We start from the raw sequence: 22,487 nt of genomic DNA, 5'->3' as shown, positions 1-22,487 counted from the left end.
TACTATTCTTTGTCAAATGTTGTTTCGTAAATGGTTTTGCCGTTTTCGTTGAATATTACTCGTCGGTTATCTTTTTCTTGTAATTCAAACTCATCATTGACCACAAACTTCACTTCCGTAAACTTATAGCCCGTCAGAAATGTAACCGTAACCGAGTACAGACTATCTTGCTTGATGGCTTTCATTTCTAAGTCTTGTCTCCAACTCAAAGGTTTCTCTTTGCCCCTTAACCCAACTTTTTCGATGTTTTTTAGTTGTTCGGTGTGTAATAAAAACGTCACTTTTCGTTCATACGCTTTTTGTACACAATTTATTAGTAATAAAGCTATTGTGCTGATTATCAAAATATTAGTTATTTTCATTGTAGTATTTTTTTGAGATTAAGAAATCAATTCTGAAGCGGCCAGAGCCTAAAATCATGGTAAAAAGGCTCACCCACAAAAAGCCCATCGCAGGAAGCATGTTCCACATTCCATTACTGAATTGCTGCATAAAAACCGCCACCAACATTGTGCAGAGAATCAAGAATGATGCGATGCGGGTTTGGAAACCAAACAAAAGAAATAATCCACCAACGGCTTCACTGAAAGCTCCCATCCAAGCAAAAAATGCTGGAAAAAGTGCGAAAATTCCGCCATAAGATGCTACATCGTTCGGAAACCAAAAGGCCACTTCAAAGAAGCCCAGATTATTGTCGGGTGGCGACCACGGCAGGCCAAATTTTGCCGCACCAAAATCGGTGGCGAGAAGGTATCCACACACAATGCGTGGAATAGCAAATAAAAAATCTTGTAGCCAATGTGGCATCGTGATAGGTTGTAATAACTTTTTCATTTTATGCGTTTTATACTTTGATTCGATTTTGTGAATGAGAGTGCGGGCAAGGCTTGTTTTTAATCATTTCTAAGGTTGATAGTTTTACCGTTATCTTCGCTCTTGAAAACCCAGAATGCTTTGTCTTCAATCTTTTTGCCACTCATTACGGTATTTATTTGAGTAGAGTTAGCCAAAAACAACTCCGTTCCGACTACATCTGTAATCGTTTTAGTTGCGTAAGGGGCCAGCACAACACCTTCGGTTGCGTTATTGTGGCGGTCTTTTGTCCAGTAAGTTACGAATGTGTATTTTCTTGGTAAAAGGCTGTTGTTTTTAAAAGTAATGCTTACTTTTTGTGCTGGTTTTGATTGTTTTTCTTGAGCGATGGCACCTATTGATAAAAGTACTAAAAGTGTGATTTTTGAAATTTGCTTTTTCATGATTTAGAAAGTTTTATTGTTGAAATTTTAGTTTTTATAACCCATCGAAAGACCAGTATCTCCTTTTACCAAAAGTTCAACTGTTGCTTGCTCATTAGCTTTGTTTTCGATTTTTAGAGCTGTATTTTTTTCTACATTAATCTTTACGGTTTCATTGGGTTTTACAGTTACTGGCGAATTCTGGCCACCATCAATTGGTGTTCTCCAAAGTTCGAGGTTGGTTTTGGAAGCATTTTTTAGTCTTACCGAAAACTCCCCGTGTTTATTATTGCCCAAAATAAAAGCGTCATTGCCTTTGATATAAGTAGTTGAAGTAAGGCTACGACAAGACGTAAAAAATAAAGTAAATGCGATTGATGTTAGAAATAGCTTTTTCATTTTGTTAGTAGTTTTTGCCAAACGCTTTGTTGCGATTTGATGCTACAAAGTTGGGGTAAAATGAAAAGCTGGTCGTTGCAGAAGATGATTTGAGCCGTCTCAGATTATAATTCGAGACATTCTCACTTGGTAGAGGCTAACGTTCAAGTAGTTGTATAGCCTAATATTAATCTTTGACAATTCGTTAATGGTATTATAAATGGTTTTTTTTTTATTTTTTCACGAAAAGCTGTTTTCTTGCCTCATATTGAGCCAGTTAGCAAATAAAAAAACTCGAATAAAATATTGCAGTTTCTTACAAACCACTACATTTGCACACTTTTTTACTAAATATCGTTAAAAAATAATGAGCCAAAATCACAAAAACCTTGATAAGGTTACGGCCGCTGGATTGCTTATAACACTCGGTATTATTTTCGGAGACATCGGAACTTCTCCACTCTATGTAATGCAGGCCATTATTGGCAAAGAAAAAATTGATGATGAAATTGTTTTTGGTTCGCTATCACTTATTTTCTGGACGCTTACACTACAAACCACACTCAAGTATGTTGTTTTGATTTTAAGAGCCGATAACAACGGTGAAGGTGGGATTTTTGCACTCTATGCACTTGTCAGACGCCACGCTAAATGGTTGACTATTCCTGCAATTATTGGAGGGAGTACACTATTGGCCGACGGTATCATTACTCCACCAGTATCGGTAGCTTCTGCTATTGAAGGTTTGCAACTTGTTTATCCCGACATTCAGACTATTCCGATTATCATTACCATCATAACGATTCTTTTCTTAGTACAGGCGTTCGGAACAAACTTGGTTGGTAAGGCTTTTGGGCCTATCATGTTTATTTGGTTTTCGATGCTGGCTATTTTAGGACTTCGTCAGATAATCAATGAGCCAGCTATTTTTTCGGCACTTAATCCTTATCATGCCTACCGCTTATTATTTTTCCACCAAGATGGATTCTGGTTACTCGGCTCGGTGTTTTTGTGTACAACGGGTGCAGAAGCTCTTTATTCAGATTTAGGGCATTGTGGTCGTGGCAATATCAGAATTAGCTGGATTTATGTAAAGATTTGCTTGCTACTCAATTATTTCGGACAAGGAGTTTGGGCAATTTCTATGCACGGACAATACCTCGATGGCCGTAAACCATTCTATCAATTAATGCCTGATTGGTTTTTGTTGATTGGTATCGGTATTGCTACGATGGCTACAATCATCGCCAGCCAAGCCTTGATTACGGGTTCATATACGCTTATTTCGGAAGCAATTCGCCTTACTTTTTGGCCAAAAGTTCGTTTGAAATATCCTTCTGACCATAAAGGCCAACTTTACATCCGTAGTATCAACTGGCTACTTTGGGCAGGATGTGTGGGTGTTGTGCTTTACTTCAAAGAGTCGGCTAATATGGAAGCAGCTTATGGTTTGGCTATTACGCTCACGATGTTGATGACCACAATTTTAGCAGCATATTATCTTTATACTCACCGCTTTAACAAAGCATGGATTGTGGCATTTTTGGTTGTGTATGTTTTAATTGAAGGGGCTTTCTTAGCGGCAAATATGCTCAAATTTACTCACGGAGGATGGGTTTCGGTGCTAATTGCGTCGGTTATTGCGTTGGTAATGATTATTTGGTATCGTTCGAATATCATTAAAAACCGTCTGACTGAGTTTGTGAAATTAGAAAGATACATTGATGGCTTGAAAGAATTAAGCAAAGACGAATCAATTCAAAAATATTCAACGCATTTGGTTTATATGAGTAATGCTCACCGAGTTTCGGAAATCGAATCAAAGGTGATGTATTCAATTTTTGAGAAACGCCCAAAACGTGCCGATATTTATTGGTTTATCCACGTTGATATTACCGATGAGCCTTACACAATGAAATATAAAGTAAATATCATCGAACCAGATGATGTGATTAAGGTAACTTTCAAGCTGGGCTTTAGAGTTGAACAAAGAATCAATCTCTATTTCAGAAAGGTTATTGAGGAAATGGTAAAACGCAAAGAGGTTGATATTAGAAGTCGATACGAGTCGCTGAGCAAACAAAATGTGACTGGCGATTTCCGTTTTGTTGTTTTGGAAAGATATTTATCGAACGAAAACAAACTTCCGTTCTGGGAACGTCTAACGATGGAAGCCTACTTCTTCATCAAAGGCTTTACGAACTCAGAAGATAAATGGTTTGGGCTTGATACAAGCAATGTAAAAGTCGAAAAAGTACCACTGATTCTTCGTCCGATTGATAATATTACTTTGGAGAGAGAGGATTGATTTCTAATTAACAAAAACGGAGGCTTTAGAGAGTCTCCGTTTTTTTGTTAATTAGGATTTTCTAAAATACGCAATATCCCAAAGTTGATTGGGTTTCAGATAGATTTCATTTTTCTGAAAATCGAAAATAACATTGAAGCGTTTTAATAAATCATTGCCGAAAACTTTCATCGGAATTGATGACGATTGTGCCGCAATACTTAATGGTACGTTTTTTAACTTTTTACCGCCAATCTCCACTTCTGGAATTTCCTTTGTTTCAATCTTTATTACGTTGTTGAACGAATCTCTCAACTCCGAACTTTCAATGGTTTTAAGGGCACTCATATCATACTTTTCTGCAATTTTGGGGTCAAGCAAGATAGAACGCCCATAGCCAGTATGAAACATGAATTTATCTTTATAGGTAACCTTTCCTGTATTCAGTGTTCCTTCGATATACATACTTCCCCTATCAAAATTCATCGCCATTTTAGCGTATCCACGTAGTTTTTGCGGTAAAGTTTCCGAGACTATCATGCGTTTTTTGTCATAATCAACGCTTACGATTTTGTTTTTGAAAATATCACAGCCAAACTTACCATCGGTATCAGCTCCCGAATTATCATCGGCAAAAACGGTCATATCATTCCAAACTAAATGATTAATAAATAGCGTATGATGTTCGCTATTCTCCGACTTTGCCATTCCACCCCAAGTTTGTACCTCATCCGTTTTATCTAATTTAATGGTAATCTTATTTTTGATAGCCTCACGAGTCAAAGTAATATCAGATGCAGATGTATGAAACATCAGCGTCAGCGTATCTGAATTGTCGATGCGTGCTTTGATACAAATATTACTTTGCTTATTTAACGTAAAAGCGATGGTATCTGACTTAACTTGGGCATAAATCGTATGCAACGGAAGTAAAAGTAATAGAAGCGTTTTTTTCATAATTAGATGTTTTTGAACTAAAATATAAGGTAGAGAGTCGACAGTCAGTGGTCGACAGTCCACAGTCATGTAAAATACTTATTATTAATGTTTTATACAAAATAGCGTTGTCGATTATTTTCTAACATCTACATTATTTGTCTTGGGAAACATCAATTCTCGACCAAACACTCCTTCAATTTCACTTCAAACACCAACCAATCTAAATCATAATTGGCAATGAGCTCGATGCGGCTATCTCGGCGGTAGGCGATATATTGCACCGAAAATTCTCGGTCAACGGCATTTATTAACACCCAATCTTTGCCCGTTCGGAAAACGCCTTTGGCTCTATCAACGCCTTGTAGTGTACTAAAAAACTGACGCAACTTAGGCAAACTAAAAATCTCTTCGGGCGAGAAAATCCAACCACAGCTATACATTCCCAGTCCTTTACTTAGTTTCTTGGTGGGTTTCCCTATTTCAAGAATGTCGAGCGTTTCTTCTGCGTGGTGATGATGATGTTCATGAGAATGTGCCTGTGGAAATTCGGCCTTTCTGCCTGCAAATGGCTCAATATCAAGCCAATCTACATTTATTTCGCCATTAGAAACGGTTTCTACCAAAAGCTTGGGTGGAAACAGCGTTTTTGCCCAACCTTTAAATTTTTCGGCCAACTCCTCTCCTACTAAATCGGCTTTGTTAGCTACCAACACATCGGCCAAATTGATTTGGTCTTGGAAGGTTTCGTGCGAGCGTACATTGGCATCCGCCCAACGGCGTGGGTCAACTAAGCAAATTGTTGCTCTGACTTCGAGAATATCTTTTAAATATTTGCTTTGCAGTAAGTCTAAAATACTGGCGGGATGCCCCATGCCCGTTGGCTCAATCAAAATTCGGTCGGGCTTTTGGTTGCGTAAAATGGACGTAAGCGTAACTTGCATTGGCACATTGGCCGTGCAGCAAATACATCCTCCTGCTACTTCTTTTATGGTTAATCCATCTTGTTCGTCTATGGCTGTGTGGTCAATAGATACTGCCCCAAATTCATTGATAATTATTGCCCAACGCTCATTAGAAGGTTTATTAGCAAGAATATGTTTGATGGCGGTAGTTTTGCCCACACCCAAAAAGCCTGTAATGATATTCACTGGTATTTTCATAAAGAGAAGATTCTTTGTTGCTATAAAATCAAAAGGAAGGCATCGCTTAAAGCGATGCCTTCCTTAGAAATAACACCTTTTATACAAAAAAGTTTACTTAGCTGGTGTAATAACAATGTTTCTGTATTCAATCGGTCCGTGGTCACCTTGGAAGAAAATTGGGCCAGGCTCACCTTCGTTGCTATCTAAAGCACCGCCCGTAATTCCTGGAATTTCGTTTTTATAGATAATTGTTTTACCGTTCAAAACAACCGTCACGACTCTCCCTACCAACGTAATATCGAAACTTTGCCATTCGCCTGCTGCTTTTGCTGGCATTTCGAGCGGAGCAATAAAACCATAAACAGCACCCAGTTGGTCTTTCAATGGCTCACGACCTTTGCTATCAGTTACTTGCACTTCATAGCGACCTCTTAGGTAAACTCCACTATTACTTTCTTCTGGATACTTAAACTCAACGTGTAGTTTAAAATCTTTGAAAGTTTTAACCGTACGAAGATTAGCCCCTGATTTTGGACTTTTAAGAATACCATTTTCTACAATCCATTGGTTTTCGCCACTTACAACTTGCCAACCATCAAGATTTTTACCATTGAAAAGTTTGATTGGCGTACCCCAAACTGGTGTTACTGTACTGTTTAACTTGGGAGCTCTTACACCAACCCAACTCAAAGATTCGCCACTTGGCGTGTTCATTGTGCCAGTTAGTTTATCATCTTTCAGAACAGCTTCTACTGATAAGTCTTTTTCGGCTCTATCCCATTGTGGTGGAATTGAGAATGACATTTTATCATCAGCGAAATTGATGCGTGAAATCGGTCTGGCACTTCCACCGTCTCCCACAAAATGACCATTTAAGTATTTTACGCCTGAATGATTTACCTCTAACCAAGATGGCACTTTTTTATCGCCTTTGGTAATCGTAATATCCCAACGGCCTTCGATGCTTTTGATTGGAGCCAATTGTGCCATGAGAGAGTTACTGATAAGGATTGCTCCTAAAAATTTTACAAAGTTTTGCTTCATGTTTGTTTTTGGTTGAATATAAAATTTGGTTAAAATTGGATTGTAGCACAATTCTCCGAATTGTGAGTTACGCAAAACATAAGCGGAACGCCGCCCGTTCAGAAAATTGTGCTACAAAGTTACTTCTTGGTTTCTTCAAAACCCATTTCTTCGTACCATTCTTCAAATTCAGATGGCGAAGCAGTTGGTTTCGGACTCATTGCTCTACGAGAGCGACGCTCCGATGCTTTGATTTCAAGGTCTTTTTCTACTTTGTCGCCGTTGAGTTCGATGATAACTTTATATTTTGCTGGACGGAAATAAATTTTCTTATCGTCAGCAAGCTCCAACTTGATTTCTTTATCGTCTTTTTTCTTTACATCGTTCAAATACTTTTCGTATTCGCCTTTGGCAGCGGCATCAATCGCTTGGTCGAAGTTTACGTTATTTAAACCTGCTTCAGCATCATCCGAAATATTTTTTACAACTAATCCTTTATCTGTCTGAATCTTGATTGTGGCTTTTCCTGCTGCTTTTGCGTAGTAAGTAATGTTGTACTTACGTTCTTCTGGCTCGGCATATTTATCAAACATTCTACCCCATGAAGCATTGTAATTGATTGCTGGTAAATCATATACGTGAATATTTTTAGCTAAAACCTCGTTACTCAATGCTTGCAAAGGCTTCACATCAGCAATGTAAATTGAGCGTCCGTGCGTGCCAACGACCAGTTCGTTTTCTCTTGGGTGAATCACCAAATCATGAATTGAGACACTTGGCATTCCATCGCCATTGCCACGCATAAAAGTTTTGCCTTTATCCATCGAAATATATAAACCGTTGTCAGTTCCGATATAAATAATATTAGCATTTTTCGGGTCTTCTTTTACTACGTTAATTGGCTCGGCTGGTAAATCTGCACCGATTGCTTGCCAATTTTGACCGTAATCAGTAGAAACAAACAAGTATGGTTTGAAATGGTCGCCACGATAAGCGTTTAGTGAAGCATAAACCGTTCCTTCCGCATGAGCCGAAACCGCAATTCCACTTACCCAAAGATTTGGTTTATCCATGATTTTGGTGAAAGTATAACCGCCATCTTTTGTGACATAAATCAAACCATCGTCTGAACCTGTGTAAATCAAGCCAAATCTGCTTGGTGATTCTTCGATAGTTGTGAGTGTTCCGAAAGGAACATCGCCTTCTTTGCGGCCACGAGTCAAATCTCCCGAAAGGGTTTTGAAAGTATCGCCTTTATCGAAACTTCTATGGAATTTATTTGAACCAAAATAGATAATATCTTGATTGTGGCGAGAAATCGTAAGTGGAGATTCCCAGTTGAAACGGAAAGGTGCTTCGCCTAATTCACGTGGAACTTCCAATCTTTTACGTTCGTTGGTTGCTTTATTGATTCTGAAATAGTTTCCAAACTGAAACCCTGCGTAAACCGTGTTATTATCTCGGTAATCTACTTGTACTTGCATTCCATCACCACCGAGCAAGAATTTATAGCCATCGCCATTATCGAAGATACCATAGTTATAATCGAACGAATTGGTTGACGAACCATACCAAACGCCATTATCTTGCAAACCACCATAGACATTGTAAGGCTTAGCCATATCCACTGAAACGTGATAAAGCTGCCCAACAGGAATTGAATTTGCCTTGAACCAAGTTTTGCCATCATCATAAGTTATGTTGATTCCGCCATCATTTCCGTTAATATAATGTTTCGGATTTTTCGGGTCGAACCACAAAGCGTGGTGGTCTGAGTGTACGTTTTCTCTTTCGATACTTTTGAAACTTTTTCCGCCATCTTCCGAACGCACGATTGGCACACCTACAATCACGATTTTCTTATCATCGGTTGGGTCAACCCAAATTTGTCCAAAATAATAGCCATACGTGAAGTAGATATTATCCAAATAGTCGGCGTGGGTGCGTTTCCATGTTGCACCTGCATCTTCACTGCGGTAAACCTCCGCTCCTGTTACTTGCGTATCGAATAAATCATTATTGCCATTGTAAGTGTATTCGTAAATATCTTGTACCTTGATTTTATCGGCTTTTAAGTTTTCTTTGAAAGCCATTGCCGTGAATTTTTCAGGAAAACCTTGTCCATCTAAATATTCATTGATAGTTGCATCACTCAAAGCCAAAAACTCATCTTTGGTGATGGTTTTCATTTTTTTTGTGGTTAGACGGCTGGCATCTTCTTTTTCTTCTTTCTTTGGTCTATTCGCTTGATTATCAATGATTGCGTAAACGATATTCGGATTTTTTGGGTAAACCGCCAAACCAATGCGGCCATTGCCCGCACCAGTCGGAAAGCCACTACCTTCGCCCGAAATCAATTTCCAAGTTTCTCCTGCATCGGTACTTTTATAAATGCCCGATTCTTTTCCACCTTCCACAAAATTCCATGCTGTACGCTCTTTGTACCACATGGTAGCATAAAGTGTATTGGCATTGTTTGGGTCGAGTCTTACATCAATCGCACCCGTGTTTTCGTTGATGTATAGCGTTTGTTTCCAAGTTTTTCCGCCATCGGTGGTTTTGTACATACCACGTTCTTTATTTGGGGAATATAAATGTCCCAAAACTGCCACCCAAGCAATATTTGGGTCGGTTGGGTGCAAAGCGATTCGTCCAACGTGGTGAGATTCGGGCAAGCCAAGATACTCCCAAGTTTTGCCATTATTGGTAGATTTGTACATCCCCACACCCGAATACGACGAGCGACTTGAGTTATTTTCGCCCGTACCAATCCAGATTGTGCGAGTTTTCCAGTCAACGGCAATATCGCCGATGGTCATAACTGCCTCATTATCAAAGATTGGCGAGAAAGATTGACCATTATTGACAGTATGCCACAAACCACCCGAAGCATAAGCCGCATAAAACTCAGTTGGGTTTTCGGGATTTGCATCAATATCTACAATACGGCCACTCATAACAGTTGGGCCGACATTTCTGAATTTTAGATTTTTAACGAGCGATGCTTCTTGCAATTTTTTGCGTTGCTCATAGCCAGCCATTCGCTCAGTAGCTGATGTTGGAGAAACAGCATCGGCTGCTATTACTGGAGCTGCTTCAACCGAAGCTTTCTTCTTTTTCTGAGAAAACCCTGCGAAGCAGGTGATTGATAATAAGGTAATTAGGGTTAGTTTTTTTTTCATTTTTTATGTTTGAAGTGTTTTCAATGTTCTTATTTTTCCGAAAGATAGGCTTTTAACCATTCTACAAAAACTGTTATTTTAGGTTTAAATTCTTTTAGAGCAATGCTCCAATTAATCGTATCTGTGTCTGGATTATAAAAACTCTCCGCTTCTTCATGGTCAATTGTATATATTCTTTCATCGTTATCCAAATTAATAAAAAACATATTCCCTCCATAATCGCAACCTATGGGAAAGAAGTTTCGAGGAAGAGTTTCTTTGGGGTTAAACCAACGACATCTTATTATCAAGTTATACAATAAATCTTTGGCATCATAAATCAAAAACTGATTTCCATATTCATTTGATTTTAACTCTTCTGGATAATTCAACAATATATTTTTATAAGCAATCGGAAGTTTTATATTTAAGTTTTCTTCTAAACTTTGAATATCATACGCTGTCATACTGTATTTTTCCATTATCTAAAGAAAATAAGGTCTAACCATGATATATCAAAACCCAGCCGCATGGCCATCTTTTCGAGACTCTGATGCTCCGAAATATACTTTACGCACAGGGTCGTAGCGAATGGCTTGATAACCACCATATTGGCCGAGCGTGTAGCCAACTTTATGTCCTTTTTGCATCAAACCTCTGATAGTTTCGTATGGTATCCCCGACTCCATTGTTATCATTCCTACGCCTTCCATTGGCTCGCCCGTTGGCTCTGATGAACCATCGTGGTTGAGTCTTGGGGCATCGCCTGCTTCTTGTAGATTCATGCCAAAGTCAACAACATCCATAATTATCTGTACGTGTCCCATTGGCTGGAAAGCTCCGCCCATTACGCCAAAACTCATAAATGGCTTGCCATCTTTGGTTACAAATGCAGGAATAATTGTCTGAAACGGACGTTTATGCGGAGCATAAGTATTGTTTTCGCCTTCTTTCAAATTATACAATTCGCCACGGTCTTGGAAAATAAACCCTAAGCCATCTGGCATCATTCCCGAACCAAAACCTCGGTAATTACTCTGAATCAACGAAACCATGTTTCCATCTTTATCTGCCACGGTCAAATAAATAGTATCACCTTCACGCAAGGCAGGATTTCCTGCATCGTAGTGAGTGGCGGCTTTATTTGGGTCGATTAATTTGCGTCTTTCGGCAGCATATTCTTTCGAGATTAATGATTTTACTGGAATTTTAGCAAACTCAGGGTCGGCATAGAATTTTGCACGGTCTTCAAAAACCAATTTCTTGGCTTCGGTGAAAAGGTGTACGTGTTCGGTGCTTCCGTAAGGAATTTTTGAGAAATCGTATCCTTCTAAAATATTGAGCATTTGCAAAGCAGCAATTCCTTGTCCGTTCGGTGGCAATTCCCACACATCATAGCCACGATAATTGGTTGAAACTGGCTCAATCCAAGTTGAAGTATGGTCGGCAAGGTCTTTTGCACTCAAAAATCCGCCGTTTTTCTTCATAAAAGCATCAATCGTTTGGGCAATTTCGCCTTTATAAAAAGCATCACGACCACCTTTAGCGATTTTCTCCAGTGTATTTGCCAAATTTGGATTCTTGAAAATATCTCCTCTTTTCGGCACTTCTCCATTCGGGTAATAATGTTCTTTGATGTTTGGAAACTTGCCGTACAAACGTGGGACATTCTGTAAGCTCATCGCCAGCTCATCATGAACAGGAAAACCATTTCGGCCATAACTGATAGCGTGCGAAAGGATTTTTTCCATCGGCAATTTGCCAAATTTCTTGTGTAGCTCGAACCATCCATCCACACAACCTGGCACGCTGATTGGCAAAGGCCCTGTGGCTGGAATGTGCGTTAAACCTCTTTTCTTAAATTCTTCGAGAGTCAAAGAATATGGTGAGCGACCCGAACCATTCAGTCCGTATAATCTCTGAGTTTTAGCATCCCATACAATAGCGAAAATATCGCCTCCGATTCCATTTACGTGTGGTTCGACCATTCCTTCCATAGCATTGGCGGCAATGGCAGCATCAACGGCACTTCCGCCTGCTCGAAGAATCTCGATGGCGGCCTGCGTTGAAAGTGGGTGCGACGTACAGACCATGCCGTTTTGTGCCATTACTTCGGAGCGACCCGCCCATGTTTTACCATACATTCGGTCTTGGGCGAAACTGGAAATCGAAAAAGTAAGTAGTGAAATGATGGTTAGGTGTTTTTTCATATAGTTTGTTAATTTTTTCATAAATATAATTTTTTTAGCTACCGCTTCCAACCAAATTATAAAAACCAGAATCATTATTGCTGAAAAGGGTAATTTACTCAGACAGAAACACTTTGTTTCGTCGTGGGAGAAGAAATGAGAATGAATCCTTTTTCTTCTCCCCGACAAGCTGAGTTTTTTTAGTCCACTGGCCACGGACGAACGTTTAAATAATTCTCAAATCTACATCTATAACAAAAATGAAAAAGCTAAGTTTTTTATTCATTATCACCGTCCTGTTTGCTTTTTCTTGTACAAAAGAAGAAGTTTCGGCTACTAAAGAAAGTACCAGTGGCCTTGTTGGTGAATGGCGTTGGGTATCGTCAACGGGTGGAATTGCGGGCAAAACAATTACTCCTACATCGGCAGGTTATGAGCGAAAATTAGTTCTTACGGCCGATTTAAAATTTTCTCGATACAAAGATAACACCCTCGAAAGTTCGGGTACTTATCAGATTACACAGGGAAAATCTATCTACAAAGTCGAACAAGTTGACTTCATCAAATTTAGCGATGGAGCATCCTCAGTAATTATCAGCCAGTCTGCTTCCGAATTATCGCTCGCCGATAATTTCTATGATGGCTTTGGCGAAGTTTATCAACGAATAAAGTAAGAAAATGAAACTTTTAGTAAACACACTCTTAATCTGCACACTTCTTTTGGGTGCTTGCTCAAAGGAAATTGTAGAAGCCGATTCTATGACAGTCAGTGCCTTGAGACAATCCGAATTGCTCGGACAATGGAAATTTAAAAGCTATTCGGATGGTAAAACTCCCGCTTATGATGTTACGCTCGAAATCAAAGATGAAGAAGGTAAATATACTTTCAATGGGCGTTCATCGGTGAATTTTTATTTTATATCGCCCGAAATCAATGAAAGCAAGAAGACGATTTCGGTTGAAGGTGTAGGAAGTACCAAAATAGCGGGTACGCTTGAAGCCAATCAATTTGAAATGGCCTATTACGAAAACCTCCGAAACATTGAGCGATATGAATTACAAGATAGAAATACGCTCATTTTTCATATTTCAAAGCCAACAAAAGAGGCAATGTATTTTGAAAGAAAGTAATTTAGTCAATAGTCCATAGACGACGGTCAACGGATTAAAAAAACTATCCAAACAAATGAAAAATTTTAAAACACTAACACTTGCTGGAGCATTATTTCTGATGGCCGCCAGCTGTAAAGACGAGGCAGATTCTGTGCAACCCAACCAATTATTAAAAGCCGTTCCTGCTACTTTTGCAGACCAAACCAGCGAGTTTGCATTCGATTTTCTAAAAAAACACAATGCTACGGAAAAGGTTGATAAAAACTACTTTGTTTCGCCACTCAGCCTGCACGTAGCACTCGGAATGTTGGCTAATGGAGCCGACGGCAAAACAAAAGAAGAACTCACAAAGGGTTTGCGGGTATCGTCTGATTTGACCACTACCAACCAAATTTACAAAGATTTGATTGATAATCTGCCAAACTCTGACCCAAAAGTAACTAACACAATCGCCAATTCGGTTTGGTACAGAAATACGTTTTCGGTAGAAAAATCTTTCTTGGATATTCTGAAAACGTCTTTCAATGCCCAAACTTATGCCGAAGATTTCAACAATGCTGCAACCGTTGGCAAAATCAATAATTGGGCGAGCGATAACACAAACGGAAAAATCAAAAAAGTGATTGAGCAAATTGAGCCTGCTCATGTAATGTTTTTGATGAATGCTCTTTATTTCAAAGGCGATTGGAAGATTCCATTTAAGACCGAAAACACGCAAGATGCCAATTTTACTGGGATAAATGCTAAAAAAACGGTAAAGATGATGAACATGACCGAAAAAGTTAAATATGCCAATCGCCCCGACTATCAGGCTATCGAATTGGCTTATGGCAGCGGAAACTACGTCATGACAATTCTATTACCAAATGAAAAAAGCAATGTTGGTAGCGTAATAAATTCATTATCAGCAAGTGAGTGGCAAAACTTAAATAAGGCTCTTGCCGAACAAAAAGTAATTGTTGGACTTCCAAAATTTACGGTCGAATACGAGACAAATCTAAACAGTGTTTTGAGTCAAATGGGAATGCCAACGATGTTTAGCGATTTTGCCGATTTATCAAAAATTTCGCCGCCTGCGGGTAAGCTTAAAGTTGGATTTGTGAAGCAAAATACTTTTGTCGCAGTTGATGAAAAAGGCACAGAAGCAGCTGCAGTTACGACTATCGGCATTGAACTTACTTCTGCTCCAATTTTGCCCGAATTTATCTGTAATCGACCATTTGCGTTCTTTATTAGCGAAAAACAATCAAATACGATTCTTTTTGCAGGTAAAATTGTGAATCTGTAAAAAATATCACGGAGGCATAGATAATTCGCCTATGCCTCCGTGATAATAAAAACCAAAAACTATGAAAAAACTATTACTACTTCTTATTTGTGCATCTATTTTCTTCTCTTGCCAAAAAGAAACAATCGAAGTTGCACCAGTTAGTGATTTTGACCACTTAAAAACTGTCAGTAAGCTTAAAGACCAAAAAGGTTTTTTGATGGATGCTGGCAATAATTTGACCGTAATTGTTGTGGAAGGCAATACCGATAACTTTGACCCACTTTCGTGCGTAGCCAATCCTTCAGAAAGATACGTAGTTGGTAATCTTCCTTCCGAATTGAAAAATAAAACTGACTTGAAAATAGTATTTAGTGGAGAAGTAAAAGAGTTGTTATCAGCCACAGCTCCAAATCTTGGAATTCCGCTTAAACTTACCAAAATACGAGTAAAATAAGTGTTTTTTGATTCTTTCTCTCTCTTAATAATTATGAAAAATATTTTATTACTGCTGGGTTGCATCTGCTTAGCCATTGTCAACTCAGCCTGTACCGATAATTGCGAAACTACTCGCACCTATCGCACAACTGTACCCGTTACATTTACGCTTGCACAAATTCGTTCGGGCATTGCCTCCGAAGCACCACAAGATTTAAAAAATCCTGGCAAAATCTATGTAAAAGACAACTACATTTTTGTCAACGAAATAAAAAAGGGTATTCATATTATTGACAATACAAATCCGCAACAGCCACAAAATATTGCTTTCTTGAAAATACCTGGTGTTATTGATATGGCTGTGAAAGAGAATACCCTTTATGCCGATAATTACATGGATATTGTTGCATTTGACATCACCAATCCAAAAGCAATTAAAGAAACTGGCCGAGTAAAAGATGTCTTTCAGAATGGTCTTACCGATGGCATTTCTTGGTATTATAACCCTCAAAATCAGACAGTTACCGACTATGAAGTGAAAATCATAACCGAAAAAGTGCGTAGTAATTGTGGGCAAAATGGCAATATAAATCCGATTTATTATTATGCCAATGATATGGCTTTCAAGAATGGTTCTGTACAATCTGGAAGTTCGGGAGCGAATAGTGGTGCGGCAGGTGCAACAGGAACAGGCGGCTCAATGGCTCGTTTTACAATTTATGATAATTACCTCTACACCGTCTCACAGTCAGACCTATTACTTTTCAATATAAAAACGCTTAATCAACCAACTCAACTTAGCAAAATCAATTTAGGTTGGGGAATTGAAACTATTTTTCCTTACAAAGACAAATTGTTTATCGGCTCAAATACTGGAATGTACATTTTCGATAATAAAAACCCTGAAAAACCTGAACGTTTGTCAATTTTTCAACACGCTCGTGCCTGTGACCCTGTCGTTGTACATAATGATATTGCCTACGTTACGCTTCGCACGGGTTGGTGCGGAACATCGCCCAATCAACTTGATGTTGTCAACGTATCAAATCTTACTTCACCAAGCCTCATCAAAAGCTATCAAATGCAACAACCTGCTGGCTTGGGCATTGATTTCCCGAATTTATTTATTTGTGAAAGTCAATACGGCCTAAAGTCTTTTGATGCGACCTCTGCAACGAATATTACCTTACAACAACACATCGAAAAGATTAATGCCTACGATGTAATTCCACTCGAAGGCAAACACCTCTTGATGGTCGGTAAAGATGGTTTGTATCAATACGATACTTCTAATCCAAAAAATATGAAGCAACTAAGTGTAATTCCTGTCAAACGTGAAAACTAAAACCCCATTTTCAATCATGAAAAAGATAATTATACTATTCATTTGTGGGGTTTTTAGTATGACACAAGGCCTTGCACAAGACAAAAAATATGGGTTTTTCAAAAAATATCCTTTTGTCAATATCACCGAACTCGGAGCATCATTTGGTCGAAATAAGTACCAAACCAATGCTTATTACAACAGTTATTATCCCCAACCCATATTATATCAAACTCAAAACAGAGTAAATTTCACCCTACACACTTTCAATGGCGTTTATGTAAATCCTAAAACTGCCATTGGTCTTACGGTCGGTGTTGACTCTTATGGCGAAACCGTACTCATGCCTATCTCGGCGGGTATTCGTAGGAATTTGGTTCAGAAAAAACAAGGGGGAAGCATTTTGCTCGGTAGCTTAGATGTGGGCTACTCTACTATTTGGCTCAATGAAGATAATACTGGCTATAAAACCTCGGGAGGTTTAGTCGTTTGTCCAACCATTGGCTATAAGTTTCCCATGCGAAATGGTTCTGCTTGGATGATGAATTTTGGTTATCGTTTCCAACGTGCCGAATACAAACAACAACGCACCGAAGACCAATTCTACTGGACAGAATCAAATGAAGTAAGAAACTACCGTCGAATGGTTGTAAGGTTTGGTATTGAATTCTGAAGTTACGTTTCGGAGGCACGAATTAATACAAAGACAATTCTGTGAAAATCTATGTAATCGCAGCGGCGAACCGCCCGTGCCTCCGTGGTAAATTTCCATAAATACGGTTTTCTTTGGTTTTGATTAAGTAGAATTTTTATCTTTACTGAAAATCATCAACCAAAGAAAACCAACATGAATAAATCCCTCCTACTCTTCATTTGTTTACTATCAAACCTTACAATTTTTGCTCAAAAAAAACGAGCAAGAGATTACGGCATCGAAATCGGCGTACTCCGAACTGGCAAACTCAATGCCATTACTGACGTTGCTGGTGTAAAGGTCGGACAAGTGACTTTCCATCAAGCCGATGGCGTACACACGGGCGTAACCGCCATATTACCACACGATAAAAATATCTTTCAAAATAAAATTCCTGCGTCCATTCACATCGGCAATGGTTTCGGGAAACTGGCAGGTTATTCGCAAGTAGAAGAACTGGGCAATATCGAAACACCAATTGTACTCACCAACACACTTTCCGTACCAACGGCCTCTGCAGCAATTATTGACTATACTTTTCAATCTCCCGAAAACAAAGACGTCAGAAGCGTAAATCCCATCGTAGGCGAAACCAACGATGGCGGCCTAAACGATATTCGCAGAAGGTTCATCACAAAAGAACACGTACTGGAAGCTCTCAAAAAGGCTCAAACAGGGCCAGTGGAAGAAGGAAATGTAGGTGCTGGTGCAGGGACCGTCTGCTTCGGTTTTAAGGGCGGAATTGGCACTTCTTCAAGAATTTTACCAAAATCGAAAGGTGGCTATACGGTTGGTGTTTTAGTTCAATCTAATTTTGGTGGTGTACTTCAAGTAAATGGTGTGCCAGTGGGTATCGAATTGAAAAAACACAAATTCAGCAAAATTGATGAAGCCTACAAAGATGATGGCTCATGTATGATTGTAGTCTTGACCGACGCACCCCTCAGTGCCAAAAATCTAAAGCGTTTAGCCGCACGTGCAATGTTGGGATTAGGTAGAACTGGCGGAATGGCAGCCAACGGCAGCGGCGACTACGTAATTGCAGCTTCTACGGCCGAAGATTTAAGAATAGCACACAATTCCGAATCCATGTATGAAACTTTTAAAGTATTGAGAAACAACGACTTAGATTTACTTTTTGAAGCAGTAATCGAAGCTACCGAAGAAGCAATCATCAATTCACTTTTTGCAGCAGAAACCTTGACTGGTTTTGAAAACACAAAAGTTGAGGCCTTACCGATTGATAAAACCATCGAAATTTTAAAGAAATATAACAGAATAAAATAAACCTTACAAATGCAAAAAGCCTCGAAATTCGAGGCTTTTTTAAGTCAATGGAAAGCGAACGTCGCTCGGTTCGCCCCACAATGTTATGCTTCGCCCATTGGGCCACCAAAGTTCATTGGAAAAGGCAATGCTTCATTTGTTTCTCTGATACTGCCAAAATTATCTTCGTATTTAGCGATATTATCCTGCAACGCAGTCAATAAACGTTGTGCGTGTTCGGGAGTCAGAATCACTCTTGACTTTACTTTTGCCTTCGGTACACCAGGCATTAATCTGATAAAGTCAATTACGAATTCGGTATTAGAGTGAGCTATCATCGCTAAGTTTGCATAAACTCCTTCGGCCATTTCTTCCGATAACTCAATATTTATCTGTTGTTCAGGTTCGTCCTGAATGTCTTTGCGTTTTGCCATTATTATTTGTATATTTAAGTAGTTGGGAGTCATCAGATTGGTTGGTTAACCAAATATAAGAATCATTTTCTTAAAAATAAAATTCCCCCCTAATTTGTTATTCTGTGGTCGGTTTTCTTCAAAAAAGCTTCTTATCTTACCGCTTCTCTTACTCTCAACAGTTTTTCAAGTAAACCCTCCAGCTTATCAAGAGCCAACATATTTGCACCATCTGACTTAGCCACCGAAGGATTTGGATGTGTTTCTATAAAAATACCATCTGCTCCGACGGCAATGGCAGCCTTAGCAATTGTCTCGATAAGAGCTGGCTTTCCGCCTGTCACACCCGACGATTGATTTGGTTGTTGAAGCGAGTGTGTGCAGTCCATCACGATTGGCACATTGAATGCTTTCATTTCAACTAAGTTTCTGTAATCAACCACGATGTCAGAATATCCAAACGAATTTCCACGGTCTGTCAACATCACATCGGCATCTGGATTTACGGCTTTTACTTTTTCAACGGCAAAACCCATTCCCGAGCCGTGCATAAACTGTCCTTTCTTCACATTTACAGCTTTGCCTGTTTTTGCAGCAGCTACCAAAAGCTCAGTCTGACGGCAAAGAAAAGCAGGAATCTGCAAAACATCAACGTATCGTGCCGCCAAAGCCGCCTCTTCTGATTCGTGAATATCAGTAACGGTTGGTACTTCAAAAGTCTGTCCAACCTCTTTCAAAATCCCTAAAGCAAGCTCATCTCCAATGCCCGTAAACGAATCAAGTTTCGTACGATTTGCTTTACGATAAGATGCCTTAAAAATATACGGAATAGCCAAGCGGTCGGTTATATTTTTGATTCTCTCGGCAATTTCCAATGCCATATCACGCCCCTCTACCACACACGGGCCAGCTATGAGGAAAAAATTGCCCGAATCCTGATTTTTTAAATGATTGATTTTCAATGCTTTGTCTATTTTTATAATAATTATTTACAATTCTTTTATTTGTCAACTGAATATTTTTCAAGGCAAATTGGGCATTTTTCATAACATTTTACCCAATTTTTCGTTGCAAAAGAGCAATTTAACAAAATCTACTGCAAAGGTCTAAACAATTCTCGTACTAAAAAAATTTCCTGTATTTTGTTGTTTTCGTTTAAAAGCGTTTTCTTTGCAGTCGTTTTTCACCAAACTACAGTTCAAAATGTCAGCAATTGCAACTAAAGTAACGCAAATTATCGTTGAGAAACTCGGCGTTGATGTATCAGAAGTAACTCCAGAAGCTTCATTCACAAATGACTTAGGAGCCGATTCTCTCGACACCGTAGAATTGATAATGGAATTTGAAAAAGAATTTAATGTCTCTATTCCAGACGACCAAGCAGAAAATATCCAGACAGTAGGTCAGGCTATTACTTACTTGGAAGAAAATTCTAAATAAGTATTCTTAAGTACCGAGTACCGAGTATCGAGTTTGGTGTGATTATCTATCTTTGTATAAATATTCACTCCCAACTCGGTACCACGAGCTCTGTATTTTTTTACTTTGACACAAACATTTACACTTTATGGCATTCAAACGAGTAGTTGTAACAGGATTAGGAGCATTAACACCTATCGGTAATACGGTAGAAGAATTTTGGCAAGGGCTATCAACTGGTAAAAGTGGAGCAGCTACTATAACCAGATTCGATGCGAGTAAGTTTCGTACGCAATTTGCCTGTGAAGTAAAAAATTTCGATGTTACGCAGTACATTCCACGTCAGGATGCTCGTAAGATGGACTTATTCACCCAGTTTGCAATGGTGGTTGCCGATGAGGCCGTCAAAGATTCTGGTCTTGATTTAGAAAGTATCAATAAAAATAAAGTTGGCGTAATTTGGGGGTCGGGTATCGGCGGTTTGAAAACTTTTGAAGAAGAAGTTATCAATTTCTCGAACGGCGACGGAACTCCGAAGTTTAACCCATTCTTTATTCCCAAAATGATTGCAGATAGTGCTTCTGGCCAAATCTCAATCAAATATGGTTTCCGTGGACCAAACTACATCACGGTTTCAGCTTGTGCTTCCACTAACAATGCTATCATTGACGCCTTCAACTACATTCGTTTAGGCAGAATCAACGTTTGTGTTTCGGGTGGTTCAGAAGCAGCCGTAACTCAAGCGGGTATCGGTGGTTTCAATGGTCTTCGTGCCATGTCTGAAAGAAACGACGACCCAGCAACGGGTTCTCGTCCGTACGACAAAGACCGTGATGGTTTTGTATTGGGCGATGGTGGTGCTGCCTTGATTTTAGAAGAATACGAACACGCTGTGGCTCGTGGAGCTAAAATCTATTGCGAAATCATCGGTGGTGGATTCTCTTCAGATGCGTATCACATTACGGCTCCACACCCAGAAGGCGAAGGAGCATATTTATCAATGGTTGATGCCCTTGAAGATGCAGGTATCAAACCAGAAGAAGTTGACTATATCAATACGCACGGTACATCAACTCCACTTGGCGACCCGCAAGAAATTAAGGCAATCGAAAAGTTATTTGGCGACCATACTTACAAAATGAGTATCAGCTCAACCAAGTCTATGACTGGCCACCTATTGGGTGCTGCTGGTGCGGTTGAATCGGTTGCTGCCGTTTTAGCAATCAAACATCAGGTAGTTCCACCAACAATCAATCTCTTCAATATTGATGAGTCAATTGACCCTCGAATAGATTTGACACCAAATGTTGCGAAAGCTCGAAAAATAGATGTAGTTTTGAGTAATTGTTTTGGTTTCGGTGGGCATAATGCTACGTTGATATTTAAGAAAATTTAATTACGAATCGTGTTGTCGGAAGTTAGTAACTCTTTTTGGGGATTTTTCAAATCTGATTCTAAGGAACGCAGTTTTAGAAAATCAGTGGAGCAGATAATTGGCGAAAAGCCAGGAAATCCTTTGCTCTATCAGCTTGCTTTTAGACACACATCTGCATCTAAAGAAACAAATATTGGTGGTTTCAGAGAATCAAACGAACGACTCGAATACCTCGGTGATTCTGTTTTGGGTATGATTGTAGCTGAATACCTCTTCAAAAAATATCCGTTTAAAGATGAGGGGTTTCTGACCGAGATTCGTTCTCGAATCGTAAACCGTGAGTCATTGAACGTTTTAGCACGTAAGATAGGTTTAGAGCGACTCATTGAGTTCGATGGACAAAGAGTCGCTCATAACCGTACTTCAATGTATGGCGATGCCATGGAGGCTCTCATCGGGGCTATTTATCTCGACAAAGGTTTTCGTTTCACCAAGAAGTTTATCTTAAAGAAACTAATCGCCAACTACTTCGACCTTGATACGGTCATTCAAACTAATACAAACTACAAAAGTATTCTTCTGAGTTGGTCGCAACAAGAAGGCAAACGTGTTACTTTCGAGATTATTCAAGAAAACGGCAAGCACCACCACAAAGAATTTGTGGCTCAAGTTTCGGTCGATGGCGAAGCCGTGAGTAAGGGTGGGGGATGGAACAAAAAGAAAGCCGAACAAGAAGCAGCACGCCGTGCTTGCGAAGCTTTGGAGATAAAATCTTAATCGAGATTAGTTACTGGTTATTTTTTTAGGAAACGTTGAAGTCTTCC

General features: G+C 39.3%; 23 protein-coding genes. 11 read left to right on the top strand and 12 right to left on the bottom strand.

Features of this window, described 5'->3' with window-relative positions:
* Positions 1-2 precede the first annotated feature (2 nt).
* Genes IEX65_RS16715 through IEX65_RS16700 form a run of 4 tightly spaced genes read right to left on the bottom strand, consistent with a single transcriptional unit; the run spans position 3 to position 1,634 of the window.
* Positions 3-362, bottom strand: coding sequence for a hypothetical protein (locus IEX65_RS16715; protein ID WP_188767490.1), 360 nt, complete (start codon positions 360-362; stop codon positions 3-5).
* Positions 349-834 carry a DoxX family protein gene (locus tag IEX65_RS16710; protein WP_188767489.1) on the bottom strand — a complete coding sequence of 162 codons (486 nt, stop codon included), beginning with the start codon at positions 832-834 and terminating at the stop codon, positions 349-351. Before IEX65_RS16710 ends, IEX65_RS16715 begins: the two co-directional genes overlap by 14 nt.
* Positions 835-893: 59 nt before the next feature.
* Positions 894-1,256 carry a hypothetical protein gene (locus IEX65_RS16705; RefSeq protein WP_188767487.1) on the bottom strand — a complete coding sequence of 121 codons (363 nt, stop codon included), beginning with the start codon at positions 1,254-1,256 and terminating at the stop codon, positions 894-896.
* Positions 1,257-1,283: 27 nt separating this feature from the next.
* Entirely contained in the window at positions 1,284-1,634 is a 351-nt protein-coding gene (locus IEX65_RS16700) for a hypothetical protein (RefSeq protein ID WP_188767486.1), read from the bottom strand.
* A gap of 346 nt (positions 1,635-1,980) precedes the next feature.
* On the opposite strand from IEX65_RS16700, the gene IEX65_RS16695 reads away from it, so the two are divergent.
* Complete coding sequence (locus IEX65_RS16695) at positions 1,981-3,921, top strand: KUP/HAK/KT family potassium transporter (RefSeq protein ID WP_188767484.1); 1,941 nt, start codon at positions 1,981-1,983, stop codon at positions 3,919-3,921.
* 51 nt (positions 3,922-3,972) lie between these two features.
* Here IEX65_RS16695 and IEX65_RS16690 read toward each other — a convergent pair whose 3' ends face one another.
* The 6 genes from IEX65_RS16690 to ggt form a co-directional block, all read right to left on the bottom strand.
* Complete coding sequence (locus IEX65_RS16690) at positions 3,973-4,857, bottom strand: pepsin/retropepsin-like aspartic protease family protein (RefSeq protein WP_188767482.1); 885 nt, start codon at positions 4,855-4,857, stop codon at positions 3,973-3,975.
* A 152-nt stretch (positions 4,858-5,009) separates the two neighbouring features.
* The gene (locus IEX65_RS16685; protein WP_188767479.1) at positions 5,010-5,999 is read right to left on the bottom strand and encodes a CobW family GTP-binding protein; all 990 of its coding nucleotides are present in this window, start codon (positions 5,997-5,999) and stop codon (positions 5,010-5,012) included.
* 93 nt (positions 6,000-6,092) lie between these two features.
* The gene (locus IEX65_RS16680; RefSeq protein WP_188767477.1) at positions 6,093-7,025 is read right to left on the bottom strand and encodes a 3-keto-disaccharide hydrolase; all 933 of its coding nucleotides are present in this window, start codon (positions 7,023-7,025) and stop codon (positions 6,093-6,095) included.
* 119 nt (positions 7,026-7,144) lie between these two features.
* Positions 7,145-10,186, bottom strand: coding sequence for a WD40/YVTN/BNR-like repeat-containing protein (locus IEX65_RS16675; RefSeq protein WP_188767475.1), 3,042 nt, complete (start codon positions 10,184-10,186; stop codon positions 7,145-7,147).
* Positions 10,187-10,215: 29 nt separating this feature from the next.
* On the bottom strand, positions 10,216-10,647 hold the full coding sequence (locus IEX65_RS16670) for an SMI1/KNR4 family protein (protein WP_188767473.1): 432 nt from the start codon (positions 10,645-10,647) through the stop codon (positions 10,216-10,218).
* Positions 10,648-10,680: 33 nt separating this feature from the next.
* On the bottom strand, positions 10,681-12,375 hold the full coding sequence (gene ggt / locus IEX65_RS16665; RefSeq protein ID WP_188767609.1) for a gamma-glutamyltransferase: 1,695 nt from the start codon (positions 12,373-12,375) through the stop codon (positions 10,681-10,683).
* A 239-nt stretch (positions 12,376-12,614) separates the two neighbouring features.
* Between ggt and IEX65_RS16660 the strand changes: the two genes are divergently transcribed.
* From IEX65_RS16660 to IEX65_RS16630, 7 genes are all read left to right on the top strand, one after another.
* A complete protein-coding gene (locus IEX65_RS16660; protein WP_188767470.1) occupies positions 12,615-13,028 on the top strand; it encodes a lipocalin family protein in 414 nt (137 codons plus the stop codon).
* Between the two features lie 4 nt (positions 13,029-13,032).
* A complete protein-coding gene (locus tag IEX65_RS16655) occupies positions 13,033-13,485 on the top strand; it encodes an META domain-containing protein (RefSeq protein ID WP_188767468.1) in 453 nt (150 codons plus the stop codon).
* A gap of 55 nt (positions 13,486-13,540) precedes the next feature.
* Entirely contained in the window at positions 13,541-14,755 is a 1,215-nt protein-coding gene (locus IEX65_RS16650) for a serpin family protein (protein WP_188767466.1), read from the top strand.
* Between the two features lie 61 nt (positions 14,756-14,816).
* Positions 14,817-15,191, top strand: coding sequence for a hypothetical protein (locus tag IEX65_RS16645; protein WP_188767464.1), 375 nt, complete (start codon positions 14,817-14,819; stop codon positions 15,189-15,191).
* Positions 15,192-15,224: 33 nt separating this feature from the next.
* On the top strand, positions 15,225-16,517 hold the full coding sequence (locus IEX65_RS16640) for an LVIVD repeat-containing protein (RefSeq protein ID WP_188767462.1): 1,293 nt from the start codon (positions 15,225-15,227) through the stop codon (positions 16,515-16,517).
* Between the two features lie 16 nt (positions 16,518-16,533).
* Positions 16,534-17,169 carry a hypothetical protein gene (locus IEX65_RS16635; RefSeq protein ID WP_188767460.1) on the top strand — a complete coding sequence of 212 codons (636 nt, stop codon included), beginning with the start codon at positions 16,534-16,536 and terminating at the stop codon, positions 17,167-17,169.
* A 174-nt stretch (positions 17,170-17,343) separates the two neighbouring features.
* On the top strand, positions 17,344-18,477 hold the full coding sequence (locus tag IEX65_RS16630) for a DmpA family aminopeptidase (RefSeq protein ID WP_188767458.1): 1,134 nt from the start codon (positions 17,344-17,346) through the stop codon (positions 18,475-18,477).
* A gap of 83 nt (positions 18,478-18,560) precedes the next feature.
* On the opposite strand, the gene IEX65_RS16625 is transcribed toward IEX65_RS16630, so the two are convergent.
* Positions 18,561-18,890 (bottom strand): DUF3467 domain-containing protein, encoded by a 330-nt coding sequence (locus IEX65_RS16625; RefSeq protein ID WP_188767456.1) that lies wholly within the window; start codon positions 18,888-18,890, stop codon positions 18,561-18,563.
* 131 nt (positions 18,891-19,021) lie between these two features.
* Entirely contained in the window at positions 19,022-19,831 is an 810-nt protein-coding gene (gene kdsA, locus IEX65_RS16620; RefSeq protein ID WP_188767454.1) for a 3-deoxy-8-phosphooctulonate synthase, read from the bottom strand.
* A 241-nt stretch (positions 19,832-20,072) separates the two neighbouring features.
* Here kdsA and IEX65_RS16615 point away from each other — a divergent pair, with 241 nt between their 5' ends.
* The 3 genes from IEX65_RS16615 (at position 20,073) to rnc (ending at position 22,440) form a co-directional block, all read left to right on the top strand.
* On the top strand, positions 20,073-20,309 hold the full coding sequence (locus IEX65_RS16615) for an acyl carrier protein (protein WP_188767452.1): 237 nt from the start codon (positions 20,073-20,075) through the stop codon (positions 20,307-20,309).
* A gap of 127 nt (positions 20,310-20,436) precedes the next feature.
* Positions 20,437-21,684, top strand: a complete 1,248-nt coding sequence (fabF, locus tag IEX65_RS16610; protein ID WP_188767451.1) for a beta-ketoacyl-ACP synthase II — start codon at positions 20,437-20,439, stop codon at positions 21,682-21,684.
* A 9-nt stretch (positions 21,685-21,693) separates the two neighbouring features.
* Positions 21,694-22,440, top strand: coding sequence for a ribonuclease III (rnc, locus tag IEX65_RS16605; protein WP_188767450.1), 747 nt, complete (start codon positions 21,694-21,696; stop codon positions 22,438-22,440).
* The last annotated feature ends 47 nt before the right edge of the window (positions 22,441-22,487 follow it).

It is taken from the genome of Emticicia aquatilis (assembly GCF_014644295.1).
GTDB lineage: Bacteria > Bacteroidota > Bacteroidia > Cytophagales > Spirosomataceae > Emticicia > Emticicia aquatilis.
The sequence above is the reverse complement of the archived record's forward strand: the minus strand, read 5'-3'. Positions and strand labels throughout refer to the sequence as shown.